Source organism: Lysobacter sp. ISL-50 (assembly GCF_018612875.1).
Lineage (GTDB): Bacteria > Pseudomonadota > Gammaproteobacteria > Xanthomonadales > Xanthomonadaceae > Lysobacter.
In genome coordinates this window covers 71,592-84,971 of record NZ_JAGGRI010000001.1, presented here as the reverse complement: position 1 = coordinate 84,971, position 13,380 = coordinate 71,592, and the positions used below count along the sequence as shown (strand labels likewise).

Annotated in this window: 10 protein-coding genes; 6 read left to right on the top strand and 4 right to left on the bottom strand. The window is 64.5% G+C overall.

Annotation, left to right across the window (positions count from 1 at the left end; translation table 11 throughout):
- Nucleotides 1–44 precede the first annotated feature (44 nt).
- Both J7J50_RS00345 and J7J50_RS00340 read left to right on the top strand, forming a co-directional pair.
- Nucleotides 45–5,504 carry an RHS repeat-associated core domain-containing protein gene (locus J7J50_RS00345; RefSeq protein ID WP_215058855.1) on the top strand — a complete coding sequence of 1,820 codons (5,460 nt, stop codon included), beginning with the start codon at nt 45–47 and terminating at the stop codon, nt 5,502–5,504.
- Nucleotides 5,501–5,908 carry a hypothetical protein gene (locus J7J50_RS00340; RefSeq protein ID WP_215058857.1) on the top strand — a complete coding sequence of 136 codons (408 nt, stop codon included), beginning with the start codon at nt 5,501–5,503 and terminating at the stop codon, nt 5,906–5,908. Before J7J50_RS00345 ends, J7J50_RS00340 begins: the two co-directional genes overlap by 4 nt.
- An 86-nt stretch (nt 5,909–5,994) precedes the next feature.
- Here J7J50_RS00340 and J7J50_RS00335 read toward each other — a convergent pair whose 3' ends face one another.
- From J7J50_RS00335 to gshB, 4 genes are all read right to left on the bottom strand, one after another.
- Nucleotides 5,995–6,387: a hypothetical protein gene (locus tag J7J50_RS00335; RefSeq protein ID WP_215058859.1), complete on the bottom strand. Its 393-nt coding sequence runs from the start codon at nt 6,385–6,387 to the stop codon at nt 5,995–5,997.
- 248 nt (nt 6,388–6,635) lie between these two features.
- Complete coding sequence (locus tag J7J50_RS00330; protein ID WP_215058861.1) at nt 6,636–7,652, bottom strand: cytochrome c peroxidase; 1,017 nt, start codon at nt 7,650–7,652, stop codon at nt 6,636–6,638.
- 77 nt (nt 7,653–7,729) lie between these two features.
- On the bottom strand, nt 7,730–8,611 hold the full coding sequence (locus tag J7J50_RS00325; protein WP_215058863.1) for an energy transducer TonB: 882 nt from the start codon (nt 8,609–8,611) through the stop codon (nt 7,730–7,732).
- The gene (gshB, locus tag J7J50_RS00320) at nt 8,608–9,570 is read right to left on the bottom strand and encodes a glutathione synthase (RefSeq protein ID WP_215058865.1); all 963 of its coding nucleotides are present in this window, start codon (nt 9,568–9,570) and stop codon (nt 8,608–8,610) included. The genes J7J50_RS00325 and gshB overlap by 4 nt, the downstream gene beginning before the upstream one ends.
- Nucleotides 9,571–9,901: 331 nt before the next feature.
- On the opposite strand from gshB, the gene pilG reads away from it, so the two are divergent.
- From pilG to J7J50_RS00300, 4 genes are read left to right on the top strand one after another with little or no spacing between them, the layout of a single operon-like run.
- Nucleotides 9,902–10,300: a twitching motility response regulator PilG gene (gene pilG, locus J7J50_RS00315; RefSeq protein WP_031372856.1), complete on the top strand. Its 399-nt coding sequence runs from the start codon at nt 9,902–9,904 to the stop codon at nt 10,298–10,300.
- Nucleotides 10,301–10,319: 19 nt separating this feature from the next.
- Complete coding sequence (locus tag J7J50_RS00310; protein WP_057943999.1) at nt 10,320–10,685, top strand: response regulator; 366 nt, start codon at nt 10,320–10,322, stop codon at nt 10,683–10,685.
- Between the two features lie 10 nt (nt 10,686–10,695).
- Nucleotides 10,696–11,241, top strand: a complete 546-nt coding sequence (locus J7J50_RS00305) for a chemotaxis protein CheW (RefSeq protein ID WP_215058867.1) — start codon at nt 10,696–10,698, stop codon at nt 11,239–11,241.
- Nucleotides 11,242–11,296: 55 nt separating this feature from the next.
- Nucleotides 11,297–13,315, top strand: a complete 2,019-nt coding sequence (locus J7J50_RS00300) for a methyl-accepting chemotaxis protein (protein WP_215058869.1) — start codon at nt 11,297–11,299, stop codon at nt 13,313–13,315.
- The last annotated feature ends 65 nt before the right edge of the window (nt 13,316–13,380 follow it).

Sequence of the window (13,380 nt, the reverse complement as noted above, 5' to 3'; positions counted from 1 at the left end):
CACGCTGCTTTGGCAATGGCGGAACATGGATAAGGAAACGAACGATGAACCGTATCGAGCAAGGAAAGCGTAAGGGCTGGCGAGTCGGCGCGATGGCGCTCGCACTGGGCCTGTCGATGGGCGCGGTCGGTGCGGCGCTGGAGCCGCTACCGCTGTCGCTGTCGCAACAACTGGCGCTGCAGTCGCGCGAGGTGCGCGCGCAGTTGCCGGATGGTCGCTGGTTGATGCTGGCGCGCGACGGCCGCTCGTTGTCATTGCGAACGGATGCGACACCGGCACGAGAAGTGCGTCATTGGCCCCTGGGCTCGGCGCGGCGCTTGGCGAGCGTAAGCGTATTGGCCGACGGTAGGGTATTGGTATGGGGCGGCGTGGATGAAGGCGGCCGGGCGCAGCCGGAAGGTCTTTGGTTCGACTCGTCGACGCAGACCTTGACGCCCGCCCGGGTACCCGGGCTGGCGCCGCGCGCGGGCCATGCGGCGACCTTGCTGAGCGACGGTCGTTTGTTGCTCAGCGGCGGTTGGACGCCGGGCGTGGCCGGCGTAGCCAAATCGGAGGTGTGGGATGAGCGCGACGGCTCGGTGCAGATCGTGCCCGGCGCATGGAACCCACCGCGCCTGGGGCACTCGAGCGTATTGGAGGCGGACGGTCGGGTGCGGCTGTCGGGTGGCGTGGACGCGCAAGGCCGGACGCTAAAGCAGGACGATCGCTTCGATCCACAGCGGCAGGCGTTCGCGCCTGCGCCCAGGTTCACAGCGATTAAGGAACGGATCACGGCGCCGGTGCTGTCGGCTTCGTGGCCGTCGGCGAAGGCGATGGATGTGTCGCCGGACGCGCGGCTGTCGCTGCGTTTCAGCGAGCCCTTGCAGGCCGCGGAACTGAACACGAGCAGTGTGGTGTTGTTCGGCCCGGGCGGTCGTGCCTCGGTCCGGGTGGTGCCGGCGGAAGCCGGGCGCTTGTTGTTCGTGACGCCGCTGCAGGCACTGTTCCCCGATTCGGCTTACACCTTGTTGATCGACGGCGTGCGTGGCCGCAACGGACAATCGCTGGCGACGACGGCAATCGACTTTAAGACCGCCGCGCTCAACGCGGCCGAGGCGCCGGTCAGCACATCCAGTGAAGTACAAGTGACCGGCGAAGGCTCAACGCGCGCGTGCGTGCAGAAGAACGCCTGGTACACACCGTGCCGCGCGCGTTCGGAATTGAAGGATGGTGTGTGGTATCCGGGCGCCGATAACACCGATAGCCGTTGGCGCATCTACACTCCCGATCAAGCGCCGACGCCGAACCCGTCGATGGCCAAGACAGCGGCGCTGTACGGCGTGACGGTGATGCGCGGCCGGGTGGTGCGGGTCGACGAACAGCCGGTGGCGAATGTGGAAGTCAGCATCGGCGCGAACAAGGCGCGGACCGATGCGGACGGCTGGTTCACCTTGCTGGACGCGGCGCCGGGCTGGCAGGAACTGTACGTGGACGGCAGCACCGCCAACAGCGCGCAGGCCGAATACGGCCAGTTCGTGGTCGGGGTGCGCGTCGCCACGGGCAAGCTGACCGAACTGAATTATCTCCTGCACCTGCCGCGCATCACCGCGCGCGACAAGATCCAGATCGCCTCGCCGCTGAAGCAGGAGATGCGCATCGGCCATCCGGACATGCCGGGCCTAGAGTTGCGGATACCGGCGGGCGCAGTGATCCGCGATCGCAAGGGCCAGTTGGTGACCGAACTGGCGATCGTGCCGACGCCGGTGAACCGCGCGCCGTTCCCGGTGAAAGAGAACCACCCGATGGCGTTCACCTTGGAGCCCGGTGGTGCGCAGGTGCAAGGCCTGACGCCGACCGCGTCGGGTGGTATCCGGGTGTATTACCCGAACTACGACCGCAAGCCGGCGGGCACCTCGGCGGACTTCTGGATCTACGACCCGCGCGAAGGCTGGCGGGTATACGGCCAGGGTACGGTATCGGCCGACGGCCGCCAGTTCGAGCCTGAGCGCGGGGTGGCGCTGCACCAGACGATGGGCGGCATGTACAGCGTGCCGAACAACGATCCGCCGCCGAAGGATGGGATGCCACCGGATCAGGACGGTAAATGCCCCGATCCGAACTGCGCCGACCAGAGCGCGAAGGGCGGCGGGGCCGGCACCGAAGGTGATCCGGTCGACCTGCACACCGGCGACTTCATCTACGCCGATACCGACGTGACGATCAACGACGTGGTGCCGCTGACGATCGAGCGGCATTACCGTCCGCGCGATATGGGCAAGCGCGAGTTCGGCCTGGGCATGTCGCTGGGGTTCGGCCACTACCTACAGCGGACCTCCGACGACTATGCGGGGATCCGGATCGTGCTGCCGAACGGCTCGGCGGTGCTATTCGATCGCCTGTCCGGCACCGGCGCCCAGGGCGAATGGCGCCAGCACGGATCGCGCACCGCTTATGCGGGCGCGGTGATGCGTTCGATCTTCGATTCCGATCCGGAGCAGCCTTACGGCCGTGCGTATCGAGTGACTTTGCGCGATGGCTCGCAGATGCAGTTCGGCAGCTACAACAACACCCGGTTGCAGTGGGTGCAGGATCGGTTCGGTAACCAGACCCGGCTGGTCTACAACGCTGGCTTGCTGACGCAGTTAGTGTCGCCGAACGGACGGATCGTGACGTTTACGTACGATTCGCAGAACCGGATCAAGACGGCGAAGGACCACACCGGCCGGACCTGGACGTACGACTACAACGACAAGGGCCTGCTGTCGACGGTGACGTACCCGGACCAAACCACCAAGCGCTACACCTATCTGGTGAGTACGTTTGCCGATGACTTCGACGTATGCCCGTCGGGGATCAACGTCGATCCGCGTTATTGCCTGTATGCGAAGGACCACAAGAAGTTCGGCACGTACCTGCAGCAGCATGTGATGGAGTCGGTGACGGACCGTCGTGGGAATCGCGTGGTCTATAACGAATATCCGAAGTATGGTAGTTGGATCGGCCGTATCAGCAAGCAGACGCTGGCGGATAACAGCGTGTACACGTTCAATTACAGCAACACGCCGGACGGCCATCTAGCGGTGCTGGTGACGCGTCCGGACGGAGTGAAGCGGCGGGTGTTGTTCGATGAGAACGCGACGCTGTATCCGATCAGTGATACCTACGGTTATGGCACCAGCGAGGAGCAGACCTACCTGTACGATCGCCACGCGTCGGGCCAAGTCCGGCTGCGCACCGATCCGTTGGGGCGCAAAATCGAGTACCAATACGACTCGGTCGGCCAAACTACCATGGTGACGCTGCTGCATGGAACGCAGAAGGCGCAGACGACCCGGATGTCGTACTACGGCAACGGCCAATTGCGCAGCGTAACCGATGCGTTGGACCGGATCACCACCTTGGAGTACACGGATGGTTGTCTGAGCAAGATCGTAGATCCGCTGGACCGAGCCACGCACATCCAATGCAATGCAGTCGGTCAGCCGATCGCGGTAACCGATGCCAAGGGTTATACCTCCATCTATCGCTACGAGGGAGGCGAGCTCACGGCGACGGTCGATCAAGTGGGGCGCGCGACGGGTTTCGCATACGACACATTGGGGCGTCTGGTAGTAGTGCGCGACGCCGACGGGCGCATCTCCCGGCGCAGTTACGACAACAATGATCGCGTGCGCAAACTCGTCGATCCGTCGCAGCAGGAAACGCAGCTGACCTACGACAACAATGGCAATGTCGAGGCGGTGTTGTTGCCTCACGGCAACGGCGTCACCTATGTCTACGACGCGCGCGATCGATTAGCAGAGAGGCGCGATAGTCTGGATCAAGCCGAGGTTTGGACCTATTTCCCGGGCGACAGACTCAAGTCGTACAAGAACCGCCGCAATCAGACCTCGAGCGTGGCCTACGATGCGCTCGGACGGCCAGAAGTTCTGACCTTGGCCGACGGTAGTACGCAGTCCATCGTATACGATGCGGGCGACCGGCGTCGTCAGCTGGTGGACTCGATGACTGGGGTTCTGACCTGGGAGTACGACGAGTTCGATCGCTTGCGTCGCGAAAGTGGCGATGCGGGCGTGGTCACATACGACTACGACGCGATGGGGCGCCGGATCGGGATGACTGCGGGTAGCCAAGCCAAGGTCGAGTACCGCTACGACGCCGCCGACCAGCTGCGCCGGATACTGCAGGGCGCCGAAGAAGTCGCGTTCGAATACGACGAGATCGGCCGCCGCAAGACCATGACGCTGCCTAACGCCGTCGTGGCAGCCTATGGCTTCAACGAGGCCAGTGACCTGATCGGACTGGCTTATGCGAAAGGCGACGGCAGCGTGCTCGGCAGCATGGGCTATGGCTATGATCGCAGCGGCCAGCGCACGGTACAGACCGGCTCCTGGGCGAACACCCTGCTGCCGGCGGCAGCTTCAGGCAACGTCTTCGACGACAACCATCGACAGACTGCGTACCTCGGCCAGCCACTGACCTACGACGCCAACGGCAATTTGACCAGCGACGGGACGCGCACTTATGTGTGGAATGGCCGAGATCAGCTCGTAGCTATCCAGCAGGACGGCCAGACTGTCGCGAGTTTTGAATACGATCCGCTCGGGCGCCGTATCCGCAAGACTGAAAACGAACAGTCGGTGCAATACTTGTACGACGGTCTCGATACGGTCCAGGAAACCCGCGGAACCCAGGTCGGCGGTGTGCTAACCGGATTGGGAGTCGACGAGCGGTTCGCACGCACTGATGTATCCGGCCGGACCTATTTCCTGACCGATGGGCTTGGCAGTACCAAAGCCTTGACCAACGCTAGTGGCGCGGTGGTCCAGCAATACGACTACACGCCCTACGGCCAGAGTCAGGCCATGCAAAGTGGCTTCACCAATCCCTACCAATACACAGGCCGTGAGCTGGACGAGAACGGGCTGTACTACTACCGCGCGCGTTACTACCACCCGGGCATGGCCCGGTTCATCAGCGAAGATCCGGTCGGGCTGTTCGGCGGAATTAACACGTACGCCTATGTTCAGGGCTCACCTGTCTCGATGGTTGATCCCACCGGGCTTTTCGGAGTTCCCGGGGCTATCGCCGGCGGATTGATTGGTGCGGCAGGGGGCGCGTTTGGAGCCTGGATTCAGGGAGGGGATACGGGAGCGATCGTGCGTGCCGCGCTGCTCGGCGCCACTACGGGCGCGATCATCGGAGGAACCGGCGCCTATCTGTTCCAAGCAGGCGGCGTCCTAGCACACATGGGGGCCAGAGCGCTGGCGAGCGGGGCAAGCAATGCGTTGGGCCAATGGATGACTAATAGAAATAAACCATGCCCGAAGTTCAACTGGGGGGCCCTGGCTGGCTCTACCCTTGGGGCCGGTCTCAGCGGCTTCCTGGCACCCGCTGCTTGGGGGACTTCGTTCACTGGAACGGTTGCTTCCCAGGTGGCGCAGCGGAGTATCGCTGGCCTCCCTGGGGCCGCCGTTTCTACCACCGGTAGCATCACCGGCGGTCAGATCGGTAAGGGCAGATGAATAGGAATTTTCGTCAAGCGCTTTGGTATGCCGCATTGGGCGGAGGCGGCGTGATGCTTACCGGATACACGGCAAGCATCCCGTTTGAGCCGGAAGGCAGGGGGCTGACCACCGCCGTGCGTGTTTTGTTCGCTGGCGTGAGCACAGTGTTAGCACTTGCGACTCTGGCTCATGGAGTGCTCGCTTTAGCTCTATTTACAGGATGGGTGGACTCGGTAGAGCATTCCGGCGTAAGGGCAGTGCTTAAGAAAAACGGCAAGCTGGTCGCGCAAGGCAAGGTCAGGATGGTCGTGAAACTCGCTGAAGGTGTAGGCGGCGATCAGCCTGACAGTGCTTGCGTACTATTTTTTTGCGGATGGCGGCCGTACTTGTGTTATGCACAAAGCTTAGTCCGCGAACCTTGATCGACCGGGTCGATTGCATCTGTGGTCGTGGCGCGGCGATTGGCGAGGCAAAGGTCGAGGCGGCACTATGGGCGATCTAGGTGTTTTCACGTCGAATCGGCCGCCGTTGAGTACGCATACAGGGGCAGATAATCTGCCGGACCCGCGTAATAGCGGTGGAGGCGGTGGCTGCGGATGCAAATAAATTGGTTGCCCTGGTTGCCCTGGTTGCCCTGGTTGGCGATGGCGTATGTGTTCGCATTCAGCTTGGCGACTCCATATGTGATGGAGTTTCCGACCCGGTTGGTCGTGGGCCGGGTGAACCAGAGGGGCATCGCCGGTCGGCGAGTCACTCTCAGCATGGGCTTGGCGCTAGTTTTTGTGCTGCAGGCGCTTGGATTCGCGTGTTGGTTAGTGTTGTGCCTAGTGCCGATCAAGTTCTCGAAAGACATGAATACGCTGTATCCCCTGGCCTTGTGGTTCGGGGTGCCGTTCTTCATCGGTGTGGGAATCGCGCTCCTGTCCGGCGGGGCACGAAGCGGCGGCGATAATGACGCCGCAGTCGCACGAGGCCGCGCAGACGCCGGTCTCGCGAGCCACGGGTGTATACGGATGGCGGATGCACGGCGTGCGTGTGTGAGTCCGTCGACGATGACGGGGTCCGGCCGCGTTCGTTTCAGAGTATGACGGGTCTGCTACGTTCGCGTAGACGCGTTTGGCGCTGGGTCGTGCCGGTCCGGCCCGTCTCTTACTGCGTGGCCGACAACGCCCGCAAAAACGCCAACAACTGCCGCCGCTCCTCCACCGTCATCGACAGCGGCCGCCCCTTGTTGATGCCTCGGTAATAGACCTCCTGGTCCACCGCTTCCTCCAGCGTCGCCACCGAGCCGTCGTGCATGTAAGGGGCGGTCAGGGCGACGTTGCGCAGCGAGGGTGTACGGAACGCGGCGAGGTCGGCTGGTTTGCGGCTGGCAACGAAATGGCCCAGGCCGGCGATATCGGCTTCGGTCAGCACGAGGTGGCCGAGATTGCGTTTACTGTCCAGGCGTGGAATCAGCGTTGCCACTTTGCCGGCAATGGCGTTGTCAGTAACGCCAAGGTGATGAAAGCGGTCGTCGGTAAAGCGCGGGCGCGGTTCTTGCAGCGCATGGCACTCGCTGCAGGCGGCCTTGCCGGTGAACAGGGCCAGGCCGGCTTGCTCGTCGGGACCGAGCGCGTCGCGGTTGCCGGAACGGTAGCGGTCGTAAGCGCTGTCGCCGCTGCGCAGTGTGCGCAGATGCGCGGCCAGGGCCGTGGCCACTGCGTCGGCGGATACGCCGCCCAGGTCGGCAAACGCAGCGGCGTACTTCGGATCGGCGCGCAGGCGCCTTAGCAAATCGTCGATCGAGCCCAGCCCCATCTCGACCGGGTTGGTCAGCGGTTGCAGTACGACGTGTTCGAGCCGGGTTTCGCGCCCATCCCAGAACAGATGCGGCAGCTCGCCGACATCGAGCAAGGTCGGTGCGTTGCGGGTGCCGGTTTGGCCGCGCACGCCCAGCGAGAGCGGGCGCCCGTCGGAGAACGCGTGCTGCGGTTGGTGGCAGGTGACGCAGCCGGTGCGACCGTCGGCGCCGAGTCGGGTATCGGCGAACAGGCGGCCGCCGAGAGCCGCCCAACGGGCGTCAATCGCCGACGGCGCGGGCGCCTGGCCGCATCCGGCCGCGAGCGCGACCAGTGTGATCGCCAGAAACGACAGCCATCGACGGGGCTTGAGGGAAGTGCGCATTGCATTCAGTCCATTGAAGCGAAAAGGCCACTGTCTGGTGCCGTGTCTTCTCACGATAACGCGGCTTGGGCTCGTCGTTATTCGTCCACCAACGACCCACCCGGCAGGAAATTCCACGTCCGCGTGACATGCAGAATGTCCGGGTTTTCTTCGGTCTTAGGCAACGGCGGATACGGTTCCGCCAGCCGGGCGATACGCAAGGCCGAGGCGTCCAGCAAAGCGATGCCGCTGCTGCGCACGATGTCCGCGCGCTCGACACTGCCGTTGCGCCGCACCGCCACGCTGATCACGACTTGCCCGGCCAAGTGGCGGCGGCGGGCTTCGTCGGGGTAGTTGAGGTTGCCCACGCGCTCGACCCGGTCCACCCACGAACGCAGGTAGCCGGCCCAGGCGTATTCGGTGGTGCTGGCGGAGACGAACTTGCGGGTCGGGCGCTTGGCGTAGCGCTCCGAGCGCATGTGGATCTCGGCGGCCAGGCGCGCCATCTCGACGTCGTGTTCGATCTTGCGCTCGCCGGGCGGCAGCGGCCGCTCGGTCGGGGTCTGGGTAGCGCGGTCGCGGGCGACCACGGTCTCGCCGCGGGTGCTGCTGACCACGCGCGCGACCGGCTCGGGCTGCGCGGTCGGCGACTGCGCGCGCAGCGCCATCTGCGCCACGCCGGCCTCGGCCTGCGGCGCCGGACCGGACTGGTTGTCGCGCGGGCGGGTGCTCTTGTCGTGCTCGCCGCCGCCCTGGTTGTTGGCCTGGGCGAGGAAATCCGCCTGCTTGGGCGTCAGCGCGGTCTGGGTCTGGGTCAGGATCACGTCCAGCGTCGGCACCACCGGCGCGGCTTTCTCCAGGGTATAGCCGACGCCGAGCAGAAGAATGCCGTGGACGATGACCGACAGCACCATGGTGGCGCTGAAACGCTGCGGCTCGGCCAGGCCGCCGCCGGGCAGGGGTGGCGCGATCGAACTCATGCGGCGCGGGCGGCTTGCAGGCGGGCCTCGATGGCGTCGAACAGCAGCCCGGCGATGTTGAGGCCGAATTGTTCGTCGAGTTCGCGGATGCAGGTCGGGCTGGTGACGTTGAGCTCGGTCATGTAGTCGCCGATCACGTCCAGGCCCACGAACAGCATGCCGCGGCGTTTCATCTCCGGGCCGACCTCGTGGGCGATCCAGCGATCGCGCTCGCTCAGCGGACGGCCCTCGCCGCGGCCGCCGGCGGCGAGGTTGCCGCGGAACTCGTCGCCCTGCGGGATGCGGGCCAGGGCGTAGTCCACCGGCACGCCATCGACCAGCAGGATGCGTTTGTCGCCGGCGCTGATCTCGGGCAGGAATTTCTGCGCCATGACCAAATGCCGGCCGCCATCCCCAAGGGTTTCGAGAATGACGTTGAGATTGGCCTCGCCCGCGGCGGCGCGGAAGATCGAGCGCCCGCCCATGCCGTCCAGCGGCTTGAGCACGGCCTGGCCGTGCTGCTGGACGAAGGCCTTGAGCTGGGCCGCGTCGCGGCTGACCAGGGTGTCGATGCAGCACTGCGGAAACAGCAGGGCGGCCAGTTTCTCGTTGTAGTCGCGCAGCCCCTGCGGGTCGTTGACCACGAACGCGCCGGCGCGCTGGGCGACGGACAGGATCTGGGTGTCGTGCAGGTACTCGGCATCGACCGGCGGGTCCTTGCGCATCAGGATCACGTGCGCGGCGCCGAGCTCGATTTGTGACCAATCGCTCAGTTCGTGCCAGCCGGCCTTGTCGTCGCGCACCGTCAAAGCAGCGACTTTCGCCACGGCTTTACCGCCCACCAGGCTCAAACCGCCCGGTTCTATGTACCAGAGCCGATGTCCGCGCCGCTGGGCTTCCAGTAGCATGGCGAAAGTCGAGTCCTTGGCGATCTTGATCGACCCGATGGGGTCCATCACGACGACGATGTCCAACGGCATGGGAACGGAATCCTGAAAGATTGACGTGATGGTAGCAGGCGGGTCACCGGTATCTGTCATGATGTCGGGGTCTCAAACGGCCGCCCTGCGTCCATTTGCGACACGCAACGATCAGGTCATCGCACGATGCCAGGGGCGACGATACGCAGGTCGATGGAGGGGTTCTGCCGCATCGTGTGATGCGCGACAGATGCCCTTCGTGACGCCGGTGCGTTGCGTATTCAGTTTCCAAGCACGGAATGCGCGCTTGACAGCCTGCGTGCGGCTTGGAATAAAGACGGCTTCGCAACGCCCGGGGATTTCACGGCGTTTGCAATGGGGGATACAAAGAATGCTCGACGAGGTTCGTAGCGGCAGCCTCGATGGTCTCAGGGTCATGGTGATCGACGATTCCAAGACCATCCGTCGAACCGCCGAGACGCTGTTGAAACGCGAAGGATGCGAGGTGGTCACGGCCATCGACGGGTTCGAAGCGTTGGCGAAGATCGCCGACCAGCAGCCACAGATCATTTTCGTGGATATCATGATGCCGCGTCTGGACGGCTATCAGACCTGTGCGCTCATCAAGAACAATCAATTGTTCAAGGGCACGCCGGTCATCATGTTGTCGTCCAAGGACGGTCTGTTCGACAAGGCGAGGGGTCGCATCGTCGGCTCCGAGCAATATCTGACGAAGCCTTTCACGCGCGAGGAACTCCTCGACGCGATCCGCAAGCACGTACACGCCTGACCGGGGGGTAGGGCACACCATGGCACGCATCCTGCTTATCGAGGACTCGCCGACGGACACCGCGGTCCTGACTCAGTTGCTGCAGCGCAACGGGCACGAAGTCTTCGCCGCGGGCAGTGCCGAGGACGGTATCGAGACCGCCAAGCGGGAACGGCCGGACCTGGTGATGATGGACGTGGTGTTGCCGGGCATGAACGGGTTCCAGGCCACGCGCGCGCTCAGCCGCGACGCGCAGACCAAGGAAATCCCGGTCCTGATCGTCAGCACCAAGGGCATGGAAACCGACCGCGCCTGGGGCATGCGCCAGGGCGCGCGCGACTACATCGTCAAACCGCCGCGCGAGGAAGACCTGATCGCGCGGATCAAAGAATTGCTGGGTAACTGACACGATGATCTTGAAGCCGCCGTTCGATGTGCTGAGCGATTACGAGCGCCGCTCCCTGGCGCACGTACCCGGTCTGCCCGAACAGCTCGATGCGCCCGGCCTGTGGCGCGGCGTCGGCTACCGCATCGGCGGGCGCCGGCTGGCCTCGACCTTCACCGAGGTGGTGGAAATCCTCTCGCTGCCGCAGGTCACCCAGGTTCCCGGCGCGCAGCCGTGGATGCTCGGGCTGGCCAACGTGCGCGGCAGCCTGCTGCCGATCGTCGATCTCAAGCAGTTCCTGGAAGGCGAGCGCACCGTGCTGCACGAAGGCCAGCGCATCTTGCTGGTGCGCCAGCCCGGCGGCGACGTGGCGGTGCTGATCGACGAGCTCTACGGCCAGCGCAGCTTCCACGACCAGCAGCAGGTCAGCCTCGAAGAAGCGGCCGGCGACGGCCTCATCGAGGGGCGTTACACCCATTTCATCGATCGCGCCTACCGCATCGATGGCCAGCCCTGGGGCATCTTCAGCCTCGACCGGCTGGCGCGCACTCCCGAATTCCGACAAGCAGCGGCCTGAAGCCGCTCCCTTCAATCCAGCACGCAAACGCACGTACACCTGAGGTTTCCGAACCATGAGCACTGTGATGGACAACGCCGGCAAGAGCCGCCTACTGGGCGCCAATACCTGGCTGATCGTGCTGGGCCTATCGGTGTTGGTGTTCGGCCTCAATACAGGCTACGCGACCTGGAAGGCGGCCCGTTTGGGCGGCGCCAGCTCGGCGGCCTCGCGCCTGCAGGTCAACTCGCAGAAGCTCGCGGTGCAGGGGCGTGAAGCGGTCGGCGGCAACAAGGACACCTTCGCCGAGTTCAAGAAGACCAAGGCGGCGATCGACGGCGACATCCAGCGCCTCAACGACAACTACGGCAACACCGCCGGCGTGTCGGGCCCGATCGGCGTGGTCAGCAAGAGCTGGGAGCCGATGGGCAAGAGCGCCGATCAGGTGATCGCCTCCGAGCAAGCGGTGCTGGCCCTGGCCAAGAACGCCGACAGCTTCTCCGGCCGCGTGCCGCAGTTGCAGGCGCGCCTGGACGAGCTGGTCCGCGCGATGTCGGCGTCGGGTTCGCCGTCCTCGCAGGTCTACATCGCCCTGCGCCAGGTGGTGCTGTCGGCGACCATGGCCCGCCGCATCACCGAAATCCGCGCCGGCGGCAGCGGCGCCGGCATGGCCGGCGAAGCGCTCGGCCGCGACGCGATCGTGTTCGGCAACATCCTTACCGGCCTGCGCAAGGGCGACGCCTCCTTCGGCGTCAACGCGCTGTCCAACGGCGGCGCGCTGGCCGCGCTGGGTCAGGCCGAGGCGCTGTGGCTGGAAATGAAGAAGGATCTGGACGCCATCTCCGGCAGCTCCAAGAACCTGTTCCAGGCGCAGGCGGCGGCCGAATCGATCACCGGCGGCTCGGACAAGATGCTGGCCGAGAGCGAATCGCTGTTCAGCGCCTTCACCTCGTTCGGCTCGGTGCGCGACACCAGCGTGTTCGGCAACATCTGGGTATCGATCATCTCCGGCCTGGTCGCGCTGATCGCCATCGGCGGCTTGCTGTTCTCGCTGAACTACGCCCAGCAGCGCCGCTACCAGACCACGAAGGAACTCAACGACCGTAACCAGGAAGCGATCATGCGCTTGCTGGACGAAATGGGTTCGCTCGCCGAAGGCGACCTGACGGTGAAGGCCACCGTCACCGAGGACATGACCGGCGCGATCGCCGACTCGATCAACTTCGCCGTCGAACAGCTGCGCAGCCTGGTGCAGACCATTACCGACACCTCGGTGCAGGTCGCGTCCAGCGCGCAGGAAACCCAGGCCACCGCCATGCATCTGGCCGAGGCCGCCGAACACCAGGCGCAGGAAATCAACTCCGCCTCCGACCGCATCAGCGAAATCGCGGCCTCGATCGATCAGGTCTCGAAGAACTCCGCCGAGTCGGCCGACGTGGCGCAGCGCTCGGTGCAGATCGCGACCAAGGGCGCGGGCGTGGTGCGGCAGACGATTCAAGGCATGGACTCGATCCGCGACCAGATCCAGGAGACCTCCAAGCGCATCAAGCGACTGGGCGAAAGCTCGCAGGAAATCGGCTCGATCGTCGAACTGATCAACGACATTTCCGAACAGACCAACATCCTCGCGCTCAACGCGGCCATCCAGGCGGCCTCGGCCGGCGAAGCGGGCCGCGGGTTCGCGGTGGTGGCCGACGAAGTGCAGCGACTCGCCGAACGCGCGTCCAACGCGACGAAGCGAATCGAGACATTGGTCCAGACAATTCAGTCCGACACCAACGAAGCTGTGAGCTCGATGGAACAGACGACGTCGGAAGTGGTCGCCGGTGCGCGATTGGCGGAAGACGCCGGTACCGCACTGGGCGAGATCGAAAAGGTGTCGTCGGATTTGTCCAACCTGATTCAAGGCATTTCCAGCGCGGCCCAGCAGCAGTCCAGCGCGGCCTCGAACATCACCCAGACGATGAACACGATTCAGCAGATCACCTCGCAGACTTCGCAAGGCGCCAATCAGACCGCGGCATCGATTGGAAACCTCGCGCAGTTGGCCGCCGACCTGCGCCGTTCGGTCGCCGACTTCAAGCTGCCGGCCTGAGGGCGGGCAGCGGAGCCGTTTGAGCGAGGTGCGGTGATGGACCGGCAGTTGCAGCAGGCGGCACA

Bases quoted from the DNA above. Each gene is read 5' to 3' on its own strand.
- J7J50_RS00345 (WP_215058855.1), top strand. From the start codon at position 45: ATGAACCGTATCGAGCAAGGAAAGCGTAAGGGCTGGCGAGTCGGCGCG.
- J7J50_RS00340 (WP_215058857.1), top strand. From the start codon at position 5,501: ATGAATAGGAATTTTCGTCAAGCGCTTTGGTATGCCGCATTGGGCGGA.
- J7J50_RS00335 (WP_215058859.1), bottom strand. From the start codon at position 6,387: ATGAAGAACGGCACCCCGAACCACAAGGCCAGGGGATACAGCGTATTC.
- J7J50_RS00330 (WP_215058861.1), bottom strand. From the start codon at position 7,652: ATGCGCACTTCCCTCAAGCCCCGTCGATGGCTGTCGTTTCTGGCGATC.
- J7J50_RS00325 (WP_215058863.1), bottom strand. From the start codon at position 8,611: ATGAGTTCGATCGCGCCACCCCTGCCCGGCGGCGGCCTGGCCGAGCCG.
- gshB (WP_215058865.1), bottom strand. From the start codon at position 9,570: ATGCCGTTGGACATCGTCGTCGTGATGGACCCCATCGGGTCGATCAAG.
- pilG (WP_031372856.1), top strand. From the start codon at position 9,902: ATGCTCGACGAGGTTCGTAGCGGCAGCCTCGATGGTCTCAGGGTCATG.
- J7J50_RS00310 (WP_057943999.1), top strand. From the start codon at position 10,320: ATGGCACGCATCCTGCTTATCGAGGACTCGCCGACGGACACCGCGGTC.
- J7J50_RS00300 (WP_215058869.1), top strand. From the start codon at position 11,297: ATGAGCACTGTGATGGACAACGCCGGCAAGAGCCGCCTACTGGGCGCC.